Here is a 21,533-nt window from a genome sequence, read left to right as displayed (position 1 = left end):
GCAGGGCGGCGAGGACGAGAGGGAGGGGCTTCGGCATGGGGGGACGGTTCCTGGGGTTCGCGCGGGCCGCCTCAGACGACGAGGCCGGCCTCGGCCGCCGAACGGTCGGCGTGGTAGGACGAGCGCACCATCGGCCCCGAGGCGACATGGCTGAAGCCCAGACCGTAGCCGAAGGCCTCGAGTTCCCGGAACTCGTCCGGCGTCCAGTACTTCATCACCGGATGGTGGTGCGGCGTGGGCTGCAGGTACTGGCCGATGGTGACCATGTCGACGTCGTGGGCACGCAGGTGGCGCAGGCATTCCTGCACCTGCTCCATGGTCTCGCCCAGGCCCAGCATGATGCCGCTCTTGGTGGGCACGCCGGGATGCTGGGCCTTGAAGCGCCGCAACAGCTCGAGCGACCAGTCGTAGTCGGCGCCCGGGCGCACGTTGGGGTACAGCGGCCTGACCGTCTCGAGGTTGTGGTTGAACACGTCGGGCGGGGCGGTGGCGAGGATTTCCAGCGCCCGGTCCATCCGGCCCTTGCCGCGGAAATCCGGGGTCAGGATCTCGATCTTCAGCCCGGGCGACAGCGCGCGCGCCTCGCGGATGCAGTCGGCGAAGTGCTGGGCGCCGCCGTCGCGCAGGTCGTCGCGGTCCACCGAGGTGATGACGACGTACTTCAGTCGCATGTCCGCGATCGTCTGCGCCAGCTTCAGCGGCTCGCTGGCGTCCGGCGGCTTCGGCCGGCCGTGGGCCACGTCGCAGAAGCTGCAGCGCCGGGTGCAGACCTCGCCGAGGATCATGAAGGTGGCGGTGCCGTGGCTGAAGCACTCGTGGATGTTCGGGCAGCTCGCCTCCTCGCAGACGGTGACGAGCGCGTTCTCGCGGAGCTTCGACTTCAGCTGCTGCACGGCGTTGCCGGCCGGGATGCGCACGCGGATCCAGGAGGGCTTGCGCAGCTTGGGCGCCTCCTCGAACTGGACGGGGCTCCTGCCGATCTTGTCGCCGCCGAGCTGCTTCTTGCCCGCCTCGAGCACGTCGGGGGCCAGCACGGTGAGCGGAATGGACTTGGTGGGGGTCGACATGGGCGCGGGACGGGGGTGCGGCCGCCTCAGGCGGCCGGGATGGGGCCATCCTGCCATGCCGGGCTGAGCCCGAGCTGTGCAGAAAGCTGGGGGACGAGGATCCGGGCCACCGCCCCGAGGTCGGCCGGGCCGCCGCGCTCGGCCAGCATGGTGACCGGCTGGCCGGCATAGCCACAGGGATTGATGCGGCGGAAGGGCTCGAGGTCCATGGCCACGGTGAAGGCCAGGCCGTGGAAGCTGCAGCCCCGGCGGACGCGCAGGCCGAGGGCGGCGATCTTGGCCCCGTCGGTGGTGTAGACGCCGGGCGCGCCCTCGCGGCCCCGCCCGGCCCACAGCTCGCGGCCGCCCCGCTCGAGGGCGGCACCGCGGATGCGCAGCGGTGCCTCCGCGCTCACGCCGTGAGCGCGTCGGACAGCGCCGTGATGTTGCTCTGCATCCACGAGATGTAAGTCTGTCCCTCGGGGAGCGTTTCCGTGAACTCGATCACGGGGATGTTCTTGGCCTTCGCCTCGTCTTCGACCTGCGTGGTCTCGGCGCCGCCGGTCTGCGGGTTGACGATCATCAGCCGGATCTCGCCCGAGTCGATGAGCTGCAGCGACTCCAACAGGGTGGCCGGGGGCACGTCCTGGCCCTCTTCGACCGACTCGCTGAACTCGGCGGGGGTCGCGTTCTCGAGTCCCGCCGCTTCGATGAGGTAGACGGGCACCGGCTCGGTCACGAAGACCTTCGCGCCGGCATCCTTCGCCTCCACCTGACCAAGCGAGTCCTCGAGTCCGGCGATCTCGGCCACGAACGCGTCGGCGTTCGAGGTGAAGTCGGCGGCGTGGTCGGGCGCGAGCTCGCCCAGGTGCTCGGCGATGTCTTTCGCGAGGTCTTCGATCGTGTGCGGGTCGTACCAGACGTGCTCGTTGAAGCCCTCGATGTGGTCGTGGCCCTCGCCCGAGGCCTCACCCTCTGCGTGGTCATGGTCGTGGTCGTCGGCGCTCTCGCTCGGGGAGGGGCTGGCGTCGTCGGAGTGGGCCTCGTCGTGGCTCTCGGCGCCCGGGTAGTCGTGGTTGAACTCGACCGCCGTGATCACCGGCGCGCTGGTGCCGCTGGCCTCGACGAGCGACTCCATGAAGGCGTCGTAGCCGGCGCCGTTCTCGATCACCAGACCGGCGTTCTTCAGCGTCAGCTGGTCTTGCGCGCTCGCCTCGTACTCGTGCGGGTCTTGAGAGGACGACGTGATGATCGACTGCACGTCGACGAAGTCGCCACCCACGGCCTCGGCGATCGAGCCGTACACGTCGGTGGATGCCACGACGGTGACCTTGTCAGTGGCGTCCGACGTCGAGCCGGCGGACGGCGCCCCGCCGGCGCAACCGGCGAGCGCGAGAACGGAAGCGGCCCCGAGGGCGACGGGGGCGAGGATGCGGCGGGTCATACCGACACCGTATCGCTCGTGATAATCGTTCTCAAAATCAGAACGACGCCCATACCGAGCTCCCAGGAACCGCCGATCGATCCGTGCCGAACTGTCCCGCCGCGTGCGGTTCCCGCGACGGTTTGTCAGCGGCGCCGCGCGGAGCACCGTCCTTTACTGGACCCATGACCGCCCACGACCTCCCCGTCATCGCCCACTGGATCGACGGCGCACCGGCCACCTCGTCGAGCGGGCGCACCGCCCCCGTCTACCACCCCGCGACCGGCACGGTGCGCGCGCACGTGGCCCTCGCCGACGAGGCCGACATCGACGCCGCGCTGTCGTCGGCCCAGCGCGGCTTCGTCGCCTGGAGCGCCTTCTCGATCGCCCGACGCCAGAGCGTGCTCTTCGCCTTCCGCGAGCTGCTCAACGCCCGAAAGGGCGAGCTCGCCGAGATCATCACCGCCGAGCACGGAAAGGTGCTCTCGGATGCCATGGGCGAGATCCTCCGCGGACAGGAGGTCGTGGAGCTGGCCACCGGCTTCCCGCACCTTCTCAAGGGCGCGTACTCCGAGAACGCCTCGAACGGCATCGACGTGTACTCGTTGAAGCAGCCGCTCGGGGTGGTCGGGGTGATCAGCCCCTTCAACTTCCCCGCGATGGTGCCCATGTGGTTCTTCCCCATCGCGCTCGCGGCGGGCAACGCCGTCATCGTCAAGCCCAGCGAGAAGGACCCCTCGGCATCCCTCTGGCTCGCGCGGCTGTGGAGCGAGGCGGGGCTGCCCGAGGGTGCGTTCACCGTGCTGCAGGGCGACAAGGTCGCCGTCGACGGGCTGCTGAACGCCCCGGAGGTGCAGTCGATCTCGTTCGTCGGCTCGACCCCCATCGCGCAGTACATCTACGAGACCGCGTCGAAGAACGGCAAGCGCGTGCAGGCCCTCGGCGGTGCGAAGAACCACATGCTCGTGCTCCCCGACGCCGACCTCGACCTCGTCGCCGACCAGGCCGTGAACGCCGGCTTCGGCGCGGCCGGCGAGCGCTGCATGGCGATCTCGGTCGTGATCGCCGTCGAGCCCGTCGCCGACGAGCTGATCGCCAAGGTCGCCGAGCGCATCGCGAAGCTGCGGATCGGCGACGGCGCGGCCGGTCGTGACGGCGGCGTCGAGCCCGACATGGGGCCGCTCATCAGCGAGGCGCACCGCGACAAGGTGGCCTCGTACGTGGACATCGCGGAGGCCGACGGCGCGAAGGTCGTCGTCGACGGCCGCGGATACACCGTCGACGGCCACGAAGACGGCTTCTTCTTCGGCCCCACCCTGTTGGACGCCGTGCCCACGTGGTCCCGCGCGTACACCGAGGAGATCTTCGGCCCGGTGCTGTCGGTCGTGCGGGTGGCGTCGTACGACGAGGGTCTCGCCCTCATCAACGGCGGCGAGTTCGGCAACGGCACCGCGATCTTCACCAACGACGGCGGGGCGGCCCGCCGCTTCCAGAACGAGGTGCAGGTGGGCATGATCGGCATCAACGTGCCGATCCCGGTTCCCGTGGCGTACCACTCGTTCGGCGGCTGGAAGAAGTCGCTGTTCGGCGACGCCAAGGCCTACGGCGTGCACGGCTTCGACTTCTTCACGCGCGAGAAGGCCGTCACGAGTCGCTGGCTCGACCCCGCCGCCCACGGCGGGATCGACCTCGGGTTCCCCCAGAACACCTGACGCCCGCCCGCGCCCGCCCGCCGCGCCCACCCGGCGCGCCCACGGGCACCTCGTCACTCGGTGAGCTCGAGCGCGGCCCACAGCTCGGCCCGCGCCGCGAACGAGGACAGGTCGAGCTGCAGAAGCTGCTCGATGTGAGCCACGCGGGCGCGCAGCGTGTGACGGTGGATGCCGAGCCCCCGCGCCGCCGGATCCCAGGCGCCGTTGGCCTCCAACCACGCGCGCGCCGACGCCACCAGGCGATCGCGCTCGTCGGCCGGCAGCGCCTCCAGGGGCTGCAGCACGGTGCGCGCCAGCACGGAACCGCCGCGCTCGCGCAGGGCTCCGACCAGCCCCCGGCCGGCGAGTTCGGCGTACGCCCGCACGCGGCCGGGAGCGGCCTCGCGCGCGGCCTGCTCCGCGTGGTCCAGGGTCGACGCGAGCGCGTCGCCTGCGCCGTGTCGAGCGGTGCCGATGGCGAGGCCGCGCCGCTCCGCCAGCGCGGCGAGCGCGTCGCTCGCGCCCTCGGCGACCAGCACGACCACGTCCTCTCCGCGCTCGGCCGAGAACATCCGGTGCGGGTCGCTCGAGACCAGATCGAGCTCGTCGAGCAGCCCGGGGATCGCCGCGGCCTCGCGGACCACCCCGACGAGGTGGGGCGCGGTGGGAAGTCCCCCGAGCGCGGACGCCGCGACGCGGCGCGCCGTCTCGGCCTGCCCCGCGACCAGCATGTCCACCACGCCCGCGCGCACCCCTCGGAGCGACGTCTGCAGATTGCGTTGCTGCTCGAGCGCGATGCTCGCCAGGGCGACCACCGTGGCCACGAGGTCGCGACCGGCCGGATCGAGTGGCTCCGGGCCGCCGACGGCGAGCACTCCGCGCAGGCGGGAGCTCTGCCCGATCGTCTGCAGCAGTGCGCCGTTCGCCGAGGGGATGACGAGGCTCGCCGCTGTGCGCCGTTCGAGCAGTCGCCGCACCTCGCGACCGACCTCCCCCTCCACGTCGTCGGGGGCCGACCGCAACCCGGGCAGCGAGAGGCGCCCGCCCACCGCGTCGTACAGGTCGACCCACGCACCGAGCAGGCGTGACAGCGTGTGCAGGATCTCGCGCAGCCCGTCGTCGCGCACCGCCGCGCGCGCCACGGCCCGCTGGGCGTCGAGAAGCCAGGAGAAGCGGGCTGCACGCTCTGCGGCGAGGATGTCGGCGACGAAGCGGATGATGCCGATGAACGGCGCCCGCCCGCCGATCTCCACGATCGGCAGCCCCGTCTCCTCCCCCGCCCGCACGACCGCGTCGGGCACGCGCGCGTGGATGATGTCGGTCGCGAAGCCGACCCCCACCACCCCGTGCGCGCGCAGCCGGCGACAGTAGGCCGCCACCGTCTCGGCGTCCGGATCGTCGGGGAACTGGGCGCCATTGGTCAGGAGAAGGTTGCCCGGCTCGAGCCACGGGGTGGGGTCGAGCAGGTCGGAGCTGTGCACCCACGACACGGGGCGGTCGAGCACCTCGTCGTCGAGAGCGCTCAGCAGTCGCAGGGGGAACGAGCCGTCGTCGAGGAGAACGCGGAGGGTGGCGGGCATGGGGGCCAAACTGTCGGTCGTTCCCCGAGGTTACCGACAGATCGGCGCTGCCGGCGCTCGGTGCTCGCGTCGCACACTGAAGGCATGGCCACTCCCCCGACGACCACCCGCAACGCCCAGATCAGCGAGCGCGACCGCACGAGCGTCTTCCACTCGTGGTCTGCCCAGCGCACTCTCGCTCCCCTCCCCCTCGCGGGCGGGTCGGGCGTCGAGGTGTGGGACGCCGACGGGCGCCGCTACCTCGACTTCTCGAGCCAGCTGGTCAACGTCAACATCGGCCACCAGCATCCCCGCGTCATCGCCGCGATCCAGCAGCAGGCGGCGCAGTTGACCACCGTCGCACCCGCCCACGCGAACGAGGTCCGCGCGCACGCCGCCGAGCTGGTGCTCGCGCGCGCCCCCGAGGGGTTTTCGAAGGTCTTCTTCACCAACGGCGGCGCCGACGCGAACGAGAACGCGATCCGCATGGCGCGCCTGACCACCGGCCGCGACAAGATCGTCTCTCACTACCGCTCGTACCACGGCAACACGGGGGCCGCGATCGTGGCGACCGGCGATTGGCGACGGATGCCGAACGAGTACTCGCGCGGGCACGTGCACGTGTTCGGGCCGTACCTCTACCGCTCCGAGTTCTGGGCCCGGACTCCCGAGCAGGAGTGCGAGCGGGCGCTGCGCCACCTCGAGCGCACCGTGCAGGCGGAGGGTCCCGACACCATCGCGGCGTTCCTGTTCGAGACGATCCCCGGCACCGCCGGCATCCTGGTCCCCCCGCCCGGCTACCTCGCCGGCGTGCGCGAGATCGCCGACCGCTACGGCATCCTGCTCATCCTCGACGAGGTCATGGCGGGCTTCGCGCGCGCCGGTGAGTGGTTCGCGTTCGACGCGTTCGACGTGCGCCCCGACCTGATCACCTTCGCGAAGGGGGTCAACTCCGGGTACGTGCCGGTGGGCGGAGTGGTGATCTCGGATGCCGTGGCCCGGGTGTTCGACGACCGCGTGTTCCCGGGCGGCCTGACGTACTCGGGCCACCCCCTCGCCGCCGCGTCCATCGTGGCGGCGCAGCAGGCGATGGCCGAGGAGGGCGTGATCGAGAACGCCCGCCGCATCGGTGAGGAGGTCATCGGACCACGGCTGCGCGCTCTGGCCGAGGAGTCACCGCTCGTGGGCGAAGTGCGCGGCCTCGGGGTGTTCTGGGCCGTCGAGCTCGTCGCCGACCCGGCCTCCCGGGAGCCGCTGCCCTCCGCGCGCATCGGCGCGATCAAGGCCGCGATGCTCGAGAGGGGCGTGCTCGGCTTCTTCGCCGACAACCGCGTGCACGTCGTGCCGCCCGCCGTCATCGGCGACGCCGACGCCCACCGCGGCCTCGACGTACTGGCCGAGGTGTTGCGCGCGGAGGCGGGCCGCGCCTGACCCCGGCGGGTGGCATCCGCGCGTCGAGCGGCTGTCGAGCGCGGGCTCGAACGTCGCGGAGATCAGCGTCCGACGGCGCCTCGGCGGTCGCGGGTGCGCCTGCGCGTTCGCCAGGCCCTCCACGCTCCGGTCGACCACAACGCCCAGATCACCAGCAGAGGCTGAAAGAGCAGACGGATGCCGCGGGCGAGGTCGGTGTCGAGGCCGAAGGCATCGGTCCCCCGGACGAACTGCTCGATGTTGCCGGGGAAGATCGCGACGAAGAAGGCCGCGACGACCCAGCCGACCGCGACGCGCCGACGGCGGAGGACGAGAAGGGCGAGTCCGAGCACGATCTCGACGACCCCGGATGCCACCACCGTGACGTCGACCGGAAGGGGGAGCCACGACGGCACCTGAGCGACGAAGTCGTCGCGCGCGAACGTGAGGTGCGCGGTACCGGTGAAGACGAGCGCGGTGCCGAGCAGCCAGCGGGCGAGGGTGCGGGCGAGGCTCATCCTCCGAGGGTAGACGGGGGATGTCGTGCGCGAGGGCGCCCATCCCCTCGAGTGTCCAGGACACCCGGACGGATTCGAAGATCGTCCGCGTGTTCTGGACACTCGCCCAAGGGGAGAGGGCATGCGGCGCGCGGCCGCCCCCTCCGGTGACACCCCGCGTCAGCGGCGCAGGATGCGGTGCGCGAGGGCGTTGCCGAGCAGCTGACCGGCCTGCACGATCACGACGATGATCGCCACCGTCACCCACGTCGCCTGCTGGTTGAACTGCTGGTAGCCGTAGATGATCGCGAAGTTTCCGAGGCCGCCGCCGCCGATGTAGCCCGCCATCGCCGACATGTCGACGACCGCGATGAACATGAACGTGTAGCCGAGGATCAGCGGCGCGAGCGCCTCGGGGATGACCACGCCGAACAGCACGCCGATGCGGCGCGCGCCGACCGCGCGGGCCGCCTCGACGGTGCCGGGGTCGACGGCGACGAGGTTCTGCTCCACGACACGGGCGATCACGACCGTGGCCATGATCGTGATCGGCACGATCGCGGCATCCGTCCCGAGGGTCGTCCCCGTCACGGCGCGCGTGACCGGGGCAACGGCCGTGAGGAAGATGATGAACGGGATCGGGCGGATGACGTTGATCACGAGATTGGCGACGAAGAAGACGACGCGGTTCTCGAAGAGGTTCCCCGGGCGCGTGGCGTACAGCAGCGCACCGATCGCGAGGCCTGCGACGCCCGAGATGAGCAGCGAGACCGCGACCATGTAGACCGTCTCGCCGATCGACTGCAGCAGCACCGGCGTGAGGGTGTCCCACTTGTTCACGAGCGCACCTCCGCCGTGGGCACGACGACGTCGGTGTGGGCGCGCAGCTCCGCGACGACGGCGTCGAGGTCGTCGGTGTGCACCCGGTACGTGAGCGTGCCCAGCTGCTTGCCGAGCACGTCGGTCACCCCGCCGTAGACGACGGAGTGCCGCGCGCCGTGGCGGTGGAACACCTCGGAGACGTCTTCGCTGGAGAACTCGTTGACCTCGACGCTCACGAGATCGCCCCCGCCCGCGGCGAGCGCCGACAGCGCCTCGCCCGAGGGCACGCCCTGCGTCACGGCCGCGACGAAGCGCTTGGTGAGGTCGGCGCGCGGGTGCGCGAACACGCGGTAGGTGTCGCCGCTGTCGACCACCCGGCCGCCGTCCATCACGATGACCTGGTCGCACAGCTCGTGCACGATCGAGATCTGGTGCGTGATGACGACGATCGTGATGCCCAGGCGCCGGTTGATCTCGCGCAGCAGGTCGAGCACCTCGGCCGTGGTCTGCGGGTCGAGGGCGCTCGTGGCCTCGTCGGCGAGAAGGATGCGAGGGTCGGTCGCGATCGCGCGGGCGATGCCGACGCGCTGCTTCTGCCCGCCCGACAGCCGTCGCGGATACTGCTTCGCCTTGTCGCCGATGCCGACGAAGTCGAGCAACTCGGCCACGCGCCGGTCACGGTCGGCCTTCTTCCACCCGGCCACCTTGAGCGGGTAGGCGACGTTGGCCGCGACCGTGCGCGAGGTGAACAGGTTGAACTGCTGGAAGATCATGCCCACGCGGCGCCGCAGGTCGCGCAGAGCCGATTCGCTGGCATCCCCCACGTTCACGCCCAAGACCTCGACCGTGCCCGAGGTGGGCTTCTCGAGACCGTTCAGCAGGCGCACGAGCGTCGACTTGCCGGCGCCGGAGTACCCGATGACGCCGACGATCGACCCCTCCTCCACGCTCACCGTGACGTCGTCGACGGCGGTCGTGGAGGAGCGGCGGTCGGTGCGGAAGTCCTTGGTGACGCCCCGCAGCTCGATGACCGCGGTCATCCGTTCTGGGCCTCGAGGGCGTCCTCGAGGCTCGTCAGCTCGTCCTGCAGCTGCGCGCCGGTCCACTCGGTCTTGAACTGCAGGTTGCCCTGGTTCAGCTCGGTGACCGCGGCTTCGACCTCGGGCGAGTGGTACGCCGCGACCAGCTTCTCCCAGCGGGGGTCGTCCTTCTTGTCGTCGCGCGTGACGAAGGCGTTGATGTACGGCGCGAGCTGCGGGTTGTCGAGGTCTTCCTTGAAGATGATGAGCTCGTCGCCGAGCCCGCCCTTCTGCGCCTGCGTGTTGTTGACGATCGCGGCCTGGGCACTGCCGTCCTTGAGCGCGGTCACGGTCTGGTTCGTGTCGACCGGAAGCAGCTCGACCTTCGTCGTCTCGATGTCCGCCGGCGTCGAGAGGGCGGTGCCGCCGTCTTTGAGCGTCAGCAGGCCGGCGGTCTGCAGGTTCAGCAGGCCACGGGCGAGGTTGGTGGGATTGTTGGGGATCGCGACCTTCGCGCCCTCGGGCAGGTCCTTCACGTCCCGGTACTCCTCGGAGTACAGCGCGAGGGGGTACACCGCGGTTGCGCCGACCGGCACGAGCGAGCCGTTGTTCTCGACGTTGAACTGCGAGAGGTAGATCAGGTGCTGGAAGAGGTTCACGTCCAGCTCCCCGTCCTGCACGCCCTGGTTCAGCTGCACGCCGTCGTTGATCGTGCGCACCTCGAGGTCGATGCCCTCGTCGGCCAGCTTCTGCTTCAGCACCGTCCAGTGCGCTTCGTTGCCGTCATCGGCACCGAGCACGATGCGCGAGGAGTCATCGGAGGATGCCGCTCCCCCCGCGCACCCGGTGAGGGCGAGGAGAAGGGCTGCGGTGGAGGCGCCGAGGATCGTGGCCAGGCGTGAGGCGCGGTGCGAAGTCATGCGTCCACGTAAGCAAGCGGCATCCGTCGTCCCAATTCGAGGCGTTACGGCCGGTAACGGGCTGTCACGCGGGGTAATGGATTGGCGGGATGCCACGGGATGGGCGATGATCGCGCGGCCCGGGGTGCCGCGACGGACGGATAGCCTCGAAGGTGATGTCACGGGATGAGAACGCGCGAAGAAGACTGTCCCGGAACAGCCCCCAGGGTCTGGTCGTCGCCGTTCTGGCCCTCGCGGGCCTGTGCTCGTCGTTCATGTTCACCCTCGTGGTGCCCATCCAGTCGCAGCTGCCGCAGCTGCTGAACGCCTCGCGCGACGACACCGCGTGGGTGGTGACCTCGACGCTGCTCGCCGCGGCCGTCATCACTCCCATCGCCGGCCGCCTCGGCGACATGTACGGCAAGCGGCGCATCGTGCTGGTGCTGCTGCTCGTGATGATGCTCGGGTCGGTGGTCGCGGCACTGTCGACCGGCATCATCGGCATGATCATCGGACGCGCCCTGCAGGGCGCCATCGTGGGCGTGGTGCCGCTGGGCATCTCGATCATGCGCGATGTGCTGCACGAGAACCGCGTCGACAGCGCCATCGCGCTGATGAGTGCGACACTCGGCGTCGGGGGCGCCCTGGGCCTGCCGATCAGCGCCCTCGTCGCCGAGAACACCGACTGGCACTGGCTGTTCTGGATCGCCGGCGGGCTCGGCGCCCTGGTGTTCGCGTTGACCCTGTGGATCGTTCCCGTGAGCGTCCTGCGGACGGGCGGACGCTTCGACGACGTCGGCGCGACCGGGCTCGCGGTGGGTTTGATCGGGGTGCTCCTCGCCGTCTCGCGGGGCAACACGTGGGGATGGACGTCACCGCTCACGCTGTCCCTGGCGGTCGGCGGGGTCGGCGTACTGCTGCTGTGGGGGTGGTACGAGCTGCGCGTCGACAACCCGCTCCTCGACCTGCGGGTCGCCGCCCGCCGCCCCGTGCTGCTGACGAACCTGGCCTCCGTGGCCATGGGCTTCGCGCTGTTCACCTCGAACGTGGCGTACCCGCAGATGCTCGAGCTGCCGCTCGCGACCGGCGTCGGGCTCGGCCTGTCGCTGCTGGCCGCGAGCCTCGTCATCATGCCGTCGGGCTTGGTGATGATGGTGCTGTCGCCGATCTCGGGAACCCTCGCGCGCACGATCGGCCCGCGCGTGCTGCTGATCGCGGGGGCGATCTCACTCATCGTCGCCTACGGCTTCAGCCTGGTCTTCTCGACCGAGGTGTGGCACTTCGTCGTGGCGAACATCCTCATCGGCTTCGGCATCGGGTTCGGCTACGCCGCGATGCCGATGCTCATCATGCGCGCGGTCCCACCCAGCGAAACCGGCGCGTCGAACGGCCTGAACGCCCTCGCCCGCTCGCTCGGCACGAGCACGGCGGCCGCGATCGTCGGCGTCGTACTGGCGACGTTGTCGACGGGCGACGCGGAGACGCGCGTGCCGACGGCGCAGGCGTTCCAGGTGTCGTTCCTGATGGGCATCGGGGCGGCGGCCGTCGCGCTGGTGCTCGCGTTGCTGATTCCGACCCTGGAGAACCCGAGGGGTGTGCGCGCGTCGCTTCCCGAGTGAGGCTCAGCCCTCGCCCGGCGCGTCCGTCGACGGGACGTCCGGGGAGGAGCCGAATCTTCTTCTCAGCCACCCGGTGAACCGCCCCGTGTGGCGGTCGGTGAACTCGTTCGCCAGAGCGAACGCCTCGGCACCGATGTCGGCGCCCTCGTCGATGGCGCGAAGGGACCGCAGCGCCCGCTGCTCCTGGCTCTCCTCGTCGCGCTCCATGCGCTCCATGCTACGAGCGGGTGAGCCGGTGCGGCGCCCGTCCCGTCGACCGGCTCAGTCCAGCAGCAGCGCCGGCTCCTCCAACACGGATGCCACATCCGCGATGAAGCGCGAGATCCCGTCGCCGTCGACCACGCGGTGATCGAACGATCCCGACACCGTGGTCACCCAGCGGGGGCGCACCTCGCCGTCGACGACCCACGGCTTCTGGCGGATCGCGCCGAGCGCGATGATCCCGGCCTCGCCGGGGTTGATGATCGGGGTGCCGGCATCCACTCCGAACACGCCGATGTTGGTGATCGTGAACGTGCCGCCGGCCTGGTCGGCGGGGCTCGTCCTGCCCTCTCGCGCGGTGAGCGTGAGGGTCTCGAGCGCCTTGGCGAGCTCGCGCGTCTTCATCGCCTGCGCGTCTTTGATGTTCGGCACGAGGAGCCCGCGGGGTGTCGCCGCTGCGATGCCGAGGTTGACGTAGTGGCGCACCGAGATCTGCGCGCCGTCTTCGGTGTCGACCCAGGCCGCGTTGATCATCGGGGTGCGGCGAAGAGCCCAGATCACGGCGCGCGCCATGATGAGCAGCGGCGAGATCTTGACGTCGGCGAAGTCGGGCGAGGCCTTCAGGCGCTTGACGAGCTCCATGGTGCGCGAGGCGTCGACGTCGACCCACACCGACACGTGCGGAGCCGAGTACGCGCTCGAGGTCATCGCGTTGGCGGTGGCCTTGCGCACGCCGCGGACGGGGATCGACTCCTCGCGGGCATCCGCCGGAGGGGCGGGGGTGGATGCCACGGGCGCGGGCGCCGCGGGAGCCGCCACCGCGATCGTCTCCTCGCGCACGGCGCCCCACTCGGGCGTCTCGATGTTGCGGAAGACGCTGGCCTGCTCGGCGTGCTTCACGACGTCGTCGCGGGTGACCTCTCCGGCGGCGCCGCTGGGCGTCACGGCGGCGAGGTCGACGCCGAGGTCGCGCGCGAGCTTGCGGATCGGGGGCTTGGCGACCACGCCGACCGAGGCCTTCACGGGGCGCTCGACAGGCTTGCGACGCCGGGACGACACCGCGCCGCCCGTGCCGTAGCCCACGAGCACCGCTCCACCGGGGTCGCTGGGCTCGGGGACGCTCACCGGTTCCGCGGGCGCCGGGGCGCCGGCATTCGCCGATCCGATCGTGATGATCGGGGCGCCGACCTCGACGGTGGCCCCCTCGGATGCCAGCAGCTCGCCGACCGTGCCGGAGTACGGCGAGGGCAACTCCACGAGCGACTTCGCCGTCTCGATCTCGACGATCACGTCGTTGACGGCGACGGTGTCACCGGGCGCCACGCGCCACTGCACGATCTCGGCCTCGGTGAGGCCTTCCCCGACGTCGGGGAGGACGAAGGTCTGCTCGGTCACGGTGTGTCCTTTGCTCGGGAGCCAGCTTGTCACCGGCGTCGCCGCGACGCCAACGCCGGGCGGGCGCGGTGCTCACGGCGGGGAGGAGGGTCAGTACGCCAGAGACCGATCGACGGCCTCGAGGATGCGATCGGCGTCGGGCAGGTACGTGCCCTCGAGCTTCGCGGGCGGGAAGGGCACGTCGAACCCCGAGACGCGCAGCACGGGCGCCTCGAGCGCGAAGAACGCCCTCTCCATCACGGTCGCCGCGATCTCGGAACCGAGCGAGGTGAAGCCCGGGGCCTCCTGCGCGTAGACCATGCGCCCCGTGCGCCGCACCGAGTCCAGCAGCGGGCCGTAGTCGACCGGCGAGAGCGAGCGCAGGTCGATGACCTCGCAGCTCGTCCCCTCGCTCTCGGCGAGGGCCGCCGCCTGCAGCAGCGTGGTGACCATGGCACCGTGACCGACCAGGGTCACGTCGGTGCCGCGGCGCACGACGCGGCTCGCGTGCAGCGGCAGCGCGGGGGCCTCGAGGTCGACCTCGCCCTTCTGCCAGTACTTGGCCTTGGGCTCGAGGAACACGACGGGGTCGGGCGAGTCGATCGCCTGCTGGATCATCCAGTACGCGTCGTTGGCGTTCGAGGGGCTGACCACGCGCAGACCCGGGGTGTGCGTGAAATACGCCTCGGGGCTCTCCTGGTGGTGCTCGACCGCGCCGATGTGCCCGCCGTAGGGGATGCGGATGACGACGGGCATGCGCACCGCGCCCTCGTGGCGGTTCGTGATCTTCGCCAACTGCGAGGTGATCTGATCGAAGGCGGGGAAGACGAAGCCGTCGAACTGGATCTCGAGCACGGGGCGGAACCCGCCCATCGCCAGACCGATGGCGGTGCCGACGATGCCGGATTCCGCGAGCGGCGAGTCGATGACGCGGCGGGGACCGAAGTCCTTCTGCAGGCCCTCGGTCACGCGGAAGACGCCGCCGAGCGGACCGATGTCCTCGCCCATGAGCAGGACGCGGTCGTTCGTCTCGAGCGCGCGGCGCATGCCCGCGTTGAGCGCGCGACTGATCGGGAGGTTCTCGCTCACTGCGCTCCCCCTTCCATCGACGCCTCGTAGTCGTCGAGCCAACGCTGCTCCTGCTGGATCAGCGCGTGCGCTTCGGAGTAGACGCTCTCGAACATGTGCACCCGCGGGATCGTGCCGAGCTCGTTCGTGCGCACGCGCACGTCGTCGGCGAGCGCGGCGCCCTCGGCATCCGCGTCGTCGAAGAAGTGCTGCGAGGCGCCCCGGCCCTCGAGGAAGGCGCGCAGGCGGGCGATGGGGTCGCGACCGGCCCACGCCTTCTCTTCGTCGGAGGTGCGGTACTTCGTGGGGTCGTCGCTGGTCGTGTGCGCGCCCATGCGGTAGGTCATCGCCTCGATCGCGCGGGGGCCGCCGCCGGCCCGGGCCTCGTCCAGCGCCACCTTCGACACCGCGTAGCTGGCGAGCACGTCGTTGCCGTCGACCTGCAGGCTCGGGATGCCGTAGCCCTCACCGCGCTTGTACAGCGGCGAGCGCGACTGCGTGGCGACGGGGACGGAGATGGCCCACTGGTTGTTCTGGAGGAAGAACACCTCGGGGGTCTGGAAGCTCGCGGCGAAGACCATCGCCTCGTGCACGTCGCCCTGGCTGGAGGCGCCGTCGCCGTAGTAGACGATCACGGCCTCGTCGCGCTCGGGGTCGCCGGTGCCGCTCTTGCCGTCGAACACCAGGCCCATCGCCAGGCCCGTGGCATGCAGCGTCTGCGCGCCGAGGACGAGCGTGTAGATGTGGGTGTTGCCGTTCTTCGGATCGGTCGGGTCCCACCCTCCATGGGTGAGGCCGCGCATGAGCCGGATGATGTCGAGCGGGTCGACGCCGCGGATGCGCGTGACCACGTGCTCGCGGTACGAGGGGAAGAGGTGGTCCTGCGCGCGGGCGGCGCGGGCCGAACCCACCTGGGCGGCCTCCTGCCCGAACGACGGCGGCCACAGGGCGAGCTGCCCCTGGCGCTGCAGGTTGGTGGCCTGCACGTCGAACGCGCGGATCGAGACCATGTCGCGGTAGAACGTCTCGAGTTCGGCGTCGGTCAGGGCGTCGATGAGCGGCAGGTAGCGCTCCGCCGCGGGCGTGGGCGCCAGCGTGCCGTCGGCTGCCAGAACGCGCACGAGAGCGGGGTCGTCGAGCGGGGTCATGCACCCACGCTAACGCCCGGCCCATGCGCGAGACCGCATGAGGTGCACAACGGATGCCACGAATCGCCGTCGACGACCGACAAACCGCTCTCGTGAGGGGGTGGAACGTCGGCGCGACCGTCAGCCGACGAGCGACGCGTAGTGCACCTCAATCACGCGCGCGGGCCGGGACGAGAGCGCGTGGAGTCCCACCGTGCGTCCGGTGAACCCGCCGGCGACCTCGGTGGAGAGGTAGCGGCCGTCGATGCGCGCGAGCCAGCGTTCGCCGTCGTCGTCGATCAGGCCCAGGCGCACGTCGTCGGGGCCGTCGAACGTGGCGTCGGCCGCCTCGACGAGGAGGGTCACGACGTCGCCACGGGTGGCTGCGCGGGCGGGCTCGGCCGCGAAGGGCCCGACCCGTGTGGCCACGGTCGCCTCGCCGCCCGCGAGGCGCAGCTCGTAGGCGTGCGTCTCATCGAGACGCAGCCGCACCGCGATCGGGCCGGCCGCGGCGTCGACGCGGGCTGCGAAGCGCCACCGGGCGTTGCGCGTGCGCACCGAGAGGGCTGCGGGCGCGCCGTTGGCGGCATCCATCCGGTCGAGCAGCAGACCGCCGTCGGGCGCGGGACGCGCGAACGCGCCGAGCGCCGCCCCGGGCGACACGTAGCGGGGGTGCAGCGCCGAGGCGGCGAAGTCGTCGGAGAAGGACGTGTCGCCGTGCGCGGGCAGCTGGTCGTCGGTGCGGATCACGGGCCAGTCGTCGACCCATTCCACGCGCGCGAGGAAGGTCTCGCGGCCGTTGACGTGGAATGAGGGGGTGAAACCGGCCGGGCGCACCCCGAGGTAGACCATGGCCCACCCGCCGTCGACGCGTTCGACGAGGTCGGCGTGGCCGGTGTTCTGCACCGGGAAACCGGTGCTGCGGCGGCTGAAGATCGGGTTCGCGGGGGCGCCCTCGAACGGGCCGTCGATGGCGCGCGATCGGGCGACGCACACCGCGTGACCGCGCTCGGTGCCGCCCTCGGCGGTGAGCAGGTACCACCACGGTCCGCGCCGGTACAGGTGCGGACCCTCGGGGTGCGCCAGGCCGGAACCCCGCCAGATCACCCGCGGCTCCTCGAGAACGGCGCCGCGCTCGAGGTCGACCCGCGCCTGCGCGATAACCGGGAGCGAGCCGCCCTCGGGGCGCAGCGCCTCGTCGAGCGCGCAGTACGTCACCACGCACGCGCCCTCGTCGTCCCACGCGAGATCGGGGTCGATGCCGCCGAGTCCGGGCAGCACGATCGGGTCGGACCACGGACCCGCGGGATCGGTCGCCGTGACCACCAGCTGCACGCCCGGCCGGTCCACGTCGGTCGTGATGACGAAGAAGGCGCCGTCGCGGTGCCGGATCGTCGGCGCGTAGATCCCCCGGCTCGCGCCCGCCGTCCCCGCCCGGAACTGGCTGTCGCGGGTGAGCACGTTGCCGAGCTGCGTCCACGTCCGCAGGTCGCGGCTGCTCCACACCGGGATGCCGGGGGCGTATTCGAACGAGGAGTTCACCAGCACGTACTCCTCGCCCACGCGGCACACCGAGGGGTCGGGGAAGAAGCCCGGGATGACGGGGGTGATGGCGGCATCCCGGATGCCGTCCCCCTCCGCCGCGGTCGTCATGCGGCTCAGCGCGCGGCGGTCGCGGCGGCCACCTCGACGACGCGGTCGAGCGACTCCTCTTCGCCGATCGAGATGCGGATGCCGTCGCCCGGGAACGGGCGGACAATGAGTCCGGCCTCTTCGAACGCCGTCCCGACCTCGACCGTGCGTTCACCGGCGGCGAGCCAGACGAAGTTGCCCTGCGCGTCGGGCACGTCCCACCCGGCGTCGCGCAGACGGTCGACCAGGCGGTCGCGCCGCTCGGCGATCACCGATACCCGGTGCAGCAGTTCGCTCTCGGCATCCAGGCTCGCCAGCGCCGCCGCCTCGCCCGCGGCCGTCACCGACAGCGGGATGGCGGTGCTGCGCGCGGCGTCGAGCACGCGCGTGTGGCCGATCGCGTAGCCCACGCGCAGGCCCGCGAGGCCGTAGGCCTTCGAGAACGTGCGGAGCACCACGACGTTGGGGCGGGCGAGCACCGCGCGCACGCGGCCACCCTCGACCGAGGTGCGGTCGGTGACGAACTCGGCGTAGGCCTCGTCGAGCACGATGAGCACGTCGCCCGGCACCTCGTCGACGAAGGCGGCGAACTCGTCGTAGCCGACGGTGGGCCCGGTGGGGTTGTTGGGGCTGCAGACGATCACGAGGCGGGTGCGCTCCGTGATCGCGGCGGCCATCGCCGGCAGATCGTGGCGCGCGTCGGCGGTCAGGGGCACCTGCACGCTCGTCGCGCCGGCCACCGCGACGAGCGAGGGATAGGCCTCGAACGAGCGCCACGCGTACACGACCTCGTCGCCCGGGCCCGAGGTCGCCAGCAGCAGCTGCGCGAGGATCGACACGCTCCCCGCGGCCACGTGCACCTCGTCGGCCGAGACGCCGTAGCGCGCGGCCAGGCGCTCGCGCAGGCGCGAGGCGGTGGCATCCGGGTAGCGGTTGAAGGCGCCCGCGGCCCGGACGGCGTCGAGCACGCCCGGGAGGGGCTCGAAGGGGTTCTCGTTGCTCGACAGCTTGAACGCGTCGGGACTGGCCTGCCGGCCCTGCCGGTACGCGGGCAGCGCCGCGATCTCGGGACGGATACGGGGCAGGACCGGGTCATCGCTCACATCGCGAGCCTAACCGCGAGACGCATCGGCGCGTCAGACCCGATCTCGACCCCTCCTCCACGGGGAGACGTTCCTCCCACGCGCACACCCCGCGTGCCACGATGGAGGCATGCGCTTCGTCGTCCGCATCGCCGTCAACGCCTTCGCCATCTGGATCGTCACGCTGCTGCCCGCGCTGCAGGTGCGGCTCGTGCCGTTCGCCCCCGGCGAGGCGCTGCAGGTCGTGCTGACGCTGCTGGTGGTCGGGTTGCTGTTCGCGGTGGTCAACACCGTCGTCGGAACGGTCGTCAAGATCGTGGCGATCCCGCTCTACATCCTCACGCTCGGACTCATCTCGCTCGTGATCAACGGCTTCCTGTTGTGGCTGACCGCGGTGATCACCGGCGGGTGGGACTGGGGTCTTCGCACCGGGGAGTTCTGGCTCACCGTGGTGGCGGCGCTGCTGATCGGGGTCATCAACGCCGTGCTCGGCGGCATCCTGCGTCCGCGCCGCGACGAGCGTTCGCGACGCTGAGAACCGGTCGACGGATGCGCGCGGAGCGCTTCCCCGCCATGATGGAGGGATGACCGCGAGTGCCGACGCGCCCTTCCGCGTCGTGTTCGTCTGCAGCGGCAACATCTGCCGGTCGCCGATGGCCGATGTGGTGTTCCGGCGTCTCGCGGATGCCGCGGGCCTCGGCGCCCACGTCGCCTCGAGCTCGGCGGGCACCGGCGACTGGCACGTCGGCGAGCGCGCCGACCACCGCACCATCGCCGCGCTCGACCGCCTCGGCTACGACGGATCCGCGCACCGTGCCCGTCAGTTTCAGTTCGCGGACTTCGACCGCAACGATCTCGTGGTCGCCCTCGACCGCAGCCACGAGCGCGTGCTGCGCGGCTGGGCGCGCCACGACGACGACGCCGACAAGATCGCCCTGCTGCAGTCGTTCCTCCCCGACGCCGAGACCCTCGACGTGCCCGACCCGTACTACGCCGGGCCGCCCATGTTCGATGAGGTGCTCGGTATGATCGAACGCGCCAGCCGCGCCCTGTTCCGGCAGCTCGAGCCCGCCATCCGATCCGCGGGCTGACCCGTTCGCGCGACCCCCGGGAGACCCGTGTCCTCTCTGCCTCCGCAGCCCCTCAGCCCGCTCGACGGTCGGTACTTCGCCACCGTGTCCGAGATCGGCGACTACCTGTCGGAGGCCGGTCTGAACCGCGCCCGCGTCGAGGTCGAGGTCGAATGGCTGCTCGCCCTCACCGACCGTTCGCTGTTCGGCACCACCCCCGTCTCCGAGACCGACCGCGCGAAGCTCCGGGCCCTGTACGAAGAGTTCGGCGCCGACGAGATCGCCTGGCTCGCCGAGAAGGAGGCCGTGACGCGCCACGACGTCAAGGCCGTCGAGTACCTCGTGCGCGACCGCCTCGACAGCCTCGGACTCACGGCCCTCGCCGAGCTCACCCACTTCGCCTGCACCAGCGAAGACATCAACTCCACCGCCTACGCCCTCACCGTGCAGCGCGCGGTCGAGCGCGTGTGGCTGCCGAAGCTGCGCGCGGTCACGGCCGCCCTGGCCGAGCTCGCGGTGCAGCACCGCGACGCCGCGATGCTCTCCCGCACGCACGGCCAGCCGGCCACGCCCACCACGATGGGCAAGGAGATCGGCGTGTTCGCGTGGCGCCTGGAGCGCGTCATCCGTCAGCTGGATGCCGGCGAGTACCTCGCGAAGTTCTCGGGCGCGACCGGCACCTGGTCGGCGCACGTCGCCGCCGAGCCCGACGTCGACTGGCCTGAGCTGACGCGCTCGTTCATCGAGTCGCTCGGGCTGGGCTTCAACCCCGTCACCACGCAGATCGAGTCGCACGACTGGCAGGTCGAGCTCTACGACCGCGCGCGCCACGCGGGCGGCATCCTGCACAACCTCGCGACCGACATCTGGACCTACATCTCGCTCGGGTACTTCACCCAGATCCCCGTCGCCGGCGCCACGGGATCGTCGACGATGCCGCACAAGATCAACCCGATCCGCTTCGAGAACGCCGAAGCCAACCTCGAGATCGCCGGCGGGCTGTTCAGCACCCTCGCATCGACGCTCGTCACCAGCCGCCTGCAGCGCGACCTCACCGACTCCACGACCCAGCGCAACATCGGCGTCGCCTTCGGCCACTCGCTGCTCGCGCTCGACAACCTGCAGCGCGGTCTCACGGAGATCTCGCTCGCGGAGGACGTGCTCCTCGCCGACCTCGACGTGAACTGGGAGGTGCTCGCCGAGGCCATCCAGACCGTGGTGCGCGCCGAGATCGCCGCGGGTCGCTCGGCGATCACCGACCCCTACGCCCTGCTCAAGGACCTCACGCGCGGTCGCCGCGTGGGCGGCGCCGAACTGGCGGAGTTCGTGCGCGGACTCGACATCGGCGACGCCGCGAAGGAGCGCCTCCTCGCCCTCACCCCCGCCGCCTACGCGGGGCTGGCGTCGCGGGTGGTCGACTCGCTGTAATCCCCGGCGGCCGTCGGGGCTGTGCGGTCGCGCCGGTGCTGCGGTCGCGCCGGTGCGGCGGTTGCGGCCTCGGGCGGGGCCGGGCGCGGCTGCGGCAGTTCCTGTTGCGGCCTCGGGCGGGGCCGGGCGCGGCTGCGGCCCGCATCGTTCACGGTCCGCCGCACGGCATCCGGAATCCGGCCCGCCCAGGTGCCTCAGACCGTGCCGAACTCCGGAAGATATCGGCACGTATCTCCCCCCGAGGCGTGAGGAAGGCCGCGGACGCGCGATTCTCCGGAGTCCGGCACCGCCCGCGGCCGACTCTCCGCCCCGCGCGACGCGCCGTCCAACGTCTCCCCCGGCTGGCCCGTCAGCCCGCCGCTCCCCGCTCAGCCGTGCCGAACTCCGGAAGATATAGGCACGTATCTCCCCCCGAGGCGCGAGGAAGGCCGCGGACGCGCGATTCTCCGGAGTCCGGCACCGCCCGTGGCCGACTCTCCGCCCCGCGCGACGCGCCGTCCAACGTCTCCCCCGGCTGACCCGTCCGCCCGCCGCTCCCCGCTCGACCGTGCCGAACTCCGGAAGAT

Annotated in this window: 20 protein-coding genes; 6 read left to right on the top strand and 14 right to left on the bottom strand. The window is 71.3% G+C overall.

Annotated elements, in window-relative coordinates; translation table 11 throughout:
- Positions 1-71: 71 nt before the first annotated feature.
- From lipA to ACK4LS_RS12745, 3 genes are read right to left on the bottom strand one after another with little or no spacing between them, the layout of a single operon-like run.
- A complete protein-coding gene (gene lipA / locus ACK4LS_RS12755; protein WP_409717793.1) occupies positions 72-1,067 on the bottom strand; it encodes a lipoyl synthase in 996 nt (331 codons plus the stop codon).
- A 26-nt stretch (positions 1,068-1,093) separates the two neighbouring features.
- Positions 1,094-1,462, bottom strand: a complete 369-nt coding sequence (locus ACK4LS_RS12750; RefSeq protein ID WP_409717791.1) for a lipoyl protein ligase domain-containing protein — start codon at positions 1,460-1,462, stop codon at positions 1,094-1,096.
- A complete protein-coding gene (locus tag ACK4LS_RS12745; RefSeq protein ID WP_409717788.1) occupies positions 1,459-2,490 on the bottom strand; it encodes a metal ABC transporter solute-binding protein, Zn/Mn family in 1,032 nt (343 codons plus the stop codon). The genes ACK4LS_RS12750 and ACK4LS_RS12745 overlap by 4 nt, the downstream gene beginning before the upstream one ends.
- 164 nt (positions 2,491-2,654) lie before the next feature.
- On the opposite strand from ACK4LS_RS12745, the gene ACK4LS_RS12740 reads away from it, so the two are divergent.
- A complete protein-coding gene (locus tag ACK4LS_RS12740; RefSeq protein ID WP_409717785.1) occupies positions 2,655-4,181 on the top strand; it encodes a CoA-acylating methylmalonate-semialdehyde dehydrogenase in 1,527 nt (508 codons plus the stop codon).
- Positions 4,182-4,234: 53 nt separating this feature from the next.
- Here the strand turns inward: ACK4LS_RS12740 and ACK4LS_RS12735 are convergent, their stop codons facing one another.
- Positions 4,235-5,740 carry a PucR family transcriptional regulator gene (locus ACK4LS_RS12735; RefSeq protein ID WP_409717782.1) on the bottom strand — a complete coding sequence of 502 codons (1,506 nt, stop codon included), beginning with the start codon at positions 5,738-5,740 and terminating at the stop codon, positions 4,235-4,237.
- Positions 5,741-5,824: 84 nt separating this feature from the next.
- Between ACK4LS_RS12735 and ACK4LS_RS12730 the strand changes: the two genes are divergently transcribed.
- Positions 5,825-7,150 carry an aspartate aminotransferase family protein gene (locus ACK4LS_RS12730; RefSeq protein ID WP_409717780.1) on the top strand — a complete coding sequence of 442 codons (1,326 nt, stop codon included), beginning with the start codon at positions 5,825-5,827 and terminating at the stop codon, positions 7,148-7,150.
- Between the two features lie 62 nt (positions 7,151-7,212).
- Here ACK4LS_RS12730 and ACK4LS_RS12725 read toward each other — a convergent pair whose 3' ends face one another.
- The 4 genes from ACK4LS_RS12725 to ACK4LS_RS12710 all read right to left on the bottom strand — a co-directional run bounded on the left by ACK4LS_RS12725 (position 7,213) and on the right by ACK4LS_RS12710 (position 10,387).
- The gene (locus ACK4LS_RS12725; RefSeq protein ID WP_409717777.1) at positions 7,213-7,647 is read right to left on the bottom strand and encodes a DoxX family membrane protein; all 435 of its coding nucleotides are present in this window, start codon (positions 7,645-7,647) and stop codon (positions 7,213-7,215) included.
- Between the two features lie 159 nt (positions 7,648-7,806).
- On the bottom strand, positions 7,807-8,466 hold the full coding sequence (locus tag ACK4LS_RS12720) for a methionine ABC transporter permease (RefSeq protein ID WP_400366392.1): 660 nt from the start codon (positions 8,464-8,466) through the stop codon (positions 7,807-7,809).
- A complete protein-coding gene (locus ACK4LS_RS12715) occupies positions 8,463-9,488 on the bottom strand; it encodes a methionine ABC transporter ATP-binding protein (protein ID WP_409717772.1) in 1,026 nt (341 codons plus the stop codon). Before ACK4LS_RS12715 ends, ACK4LS_RS12720 begins: the two co-directional genes overlap by 4 nt.
- Complete coding sequence (locus ACK4LS_RS12710) at positions 9,485-10,387, bottom strand: MetQ/NlpA family ABC transporter substrate-binding protein (protein WP_409717769.1); 903 nt, start codon at positions 10,385-10,387, stop codon at positions 9,485-9,487. The genes ACK4LS_RS12715 and ACK4LS_RS12710 overlap by 4 nt, the downstream gene beginning before the upstream one ends.
- A 155-nt stretch (positions 10,388-10,542) precedes the next feature.
- Here ACK4LS_RS12710 and ACK4LS_RS12705 point away from each other — a divergent pair, with 155 nt between their 5' ends.
- Complete coding sequence (locus ACK4LS_RS12705) at positions 10,543-11,985, top strand: MFS transporter (protein ID WP_409717766.1); 1,443 nt, start codon at positions 10,543-10,545, stop codon at positions 11,983-11,985.
- Positions 11,986-11,988: 3 nt separating this feature from the next.
- Here the strand turns inward: ACK4LS_RS12705 and ACK4LS_RS12700 are convergent, their stop codons facing one another.
- The 6 genes from ACK4LS_RS12700 to ACK4LS_RS12675 all read right to left on the bottom strand — a co-directional run bounded on the left by ACK4LS_RS12700 (position 11,989) and on the right by ACK4LS_RS12675 (position 18,490).
- Complete coding sequence (locus tag ACK4LS_RS12700; protein ID WP_409717763.1) at positions 11,989-12,192, bottom strand: hypothetical protein; 204 nt, start codon at positions 12,190-12,192, stop codon at positions 11,989-11,991.
- A gap of 54 nt (positions 12,193-12,246) precedes the next feature.
- The gene (locus ACK4LS_RS12695; RefSeq protein WP_409717760.1) at positions 12,247-13,581 is read right to left on the bottom strand and encodes a dihydrolipoamide acetyltransferase family protein; all 1,335 of its coding nucleotides are present in this window, start codon (positions 13,579-13,581) and stop codon (positions 12,247-12,249) included.
- Between the two features lie 90 nt (positions 13,582-13,671).
- Positions 13,672-14,649 carry an alpha-ketoacid dehydrogenase subunit beta gene (locus ACK4LS_RS12690; protein WP_409717757.1) on the bottom strand — a complete coding sequence of 326 codons (978 nt, stop codon included), beginning with the start codon at positions 14,647-14,649 and terminating at the stop codon, positions 13,672-13,674.
- Positions 14,646-15,776, bottom strand: coding sequence for a thiamine pyrophosphate-dependent enzyme (locus tag ACK4LS_RS12685; protein WP_409717754.1), 1,131 nt, complete (start codon positions 15,774-15,776; stop codon positions 14,646-14,648). Before ACK4LS_RS12685 ends, ACK4LS_RS12690 begins: the two co-directional genes overlap by 4 nt.
- 120 nt (positions 15,777-15,896) lie before the next feature.
- Positions 15,897-17,408, bottom strand: coding sequence for a family 43 glycosylhydrolase (locus ACK4LS_RS12680; protein ID WP_409717751.1), 1,512 nt, complete (start codon positions 17,406-17,408; stop codon positions 15,897-15,899).
- A 5-nt stretch (positions 17,409-17,413) separates the two neighbouring features.
- On the bottom strand, positions 17,414-18,490 hold the full coding sequence (locus tag ACK4LS_RS12675) for a histidinol-phosphate transaminase (RefSeq protein WP_409717748.1): 1,077 nt from the start codon (positions 18,488-18,490) through the stop codon (positions 17,414-17,416).
- A gap of 109 nt (positions 18,491-18,599) precedes the next feature.
- On the opposite strand from ACK4LS_RS12675, the gene ACK4LS_RS12670 reads away from it, so the two are divergent.
- From ACK4LS_RS12670 to purB, 3 genes are read left to right on the top strand one after another with little or no spacing between them, the layout of a single operon-like run.
- A complete protein-coding gene (locus tag ACK4LS_RS12670; protein WP_409717745.1) occupies positions 18,600-19,004 on the top strand; it encodes a phage holin family protein in 405 nt (134 codons plus the stop codon).
- Between the two features lie 49 nt (positions 19,005-19,053).
- On the top strand, positions 19,054-19,560 hold the full coding sequence (locus ACK4LS_RS12665; RefSeq protein WP_409717742.1) for a low molecular weight protein-tyrosine-phosphatase: 507 nt from the start codon (positions 19,054-19,056) through the stop codon (positions 19,558-19,560).
- Between the two features lie 27 nt (positions 19,561-19,587).
- Entirely contained in the window at positions 19,588-20,967 is a 1,380-nt protein-coding gene (purB, locus tag ACK4LS_RS12660) for an adenylosuccinate lyase (protein WP_409717739.1), read from the top strand.
- Positions 20,968-21,533 lie beyond the last annotated feature (566 nt).

Origin of the sequence: Microbacterium sp. (assembly GCF_046295495.1) — a bacterium.
In the GTDB taxonomy this organism is placed as follows: Bacteria; Actinomycetota; Actinomycetes; order Actinomycetales; family Microbacteriaceae; genus Microbacterium.
The sequence above is the reverse complement of the archived record's forward strand: the minus strand, read 5'-3'. Positions and strand labels throughout refer to the sequence as shown.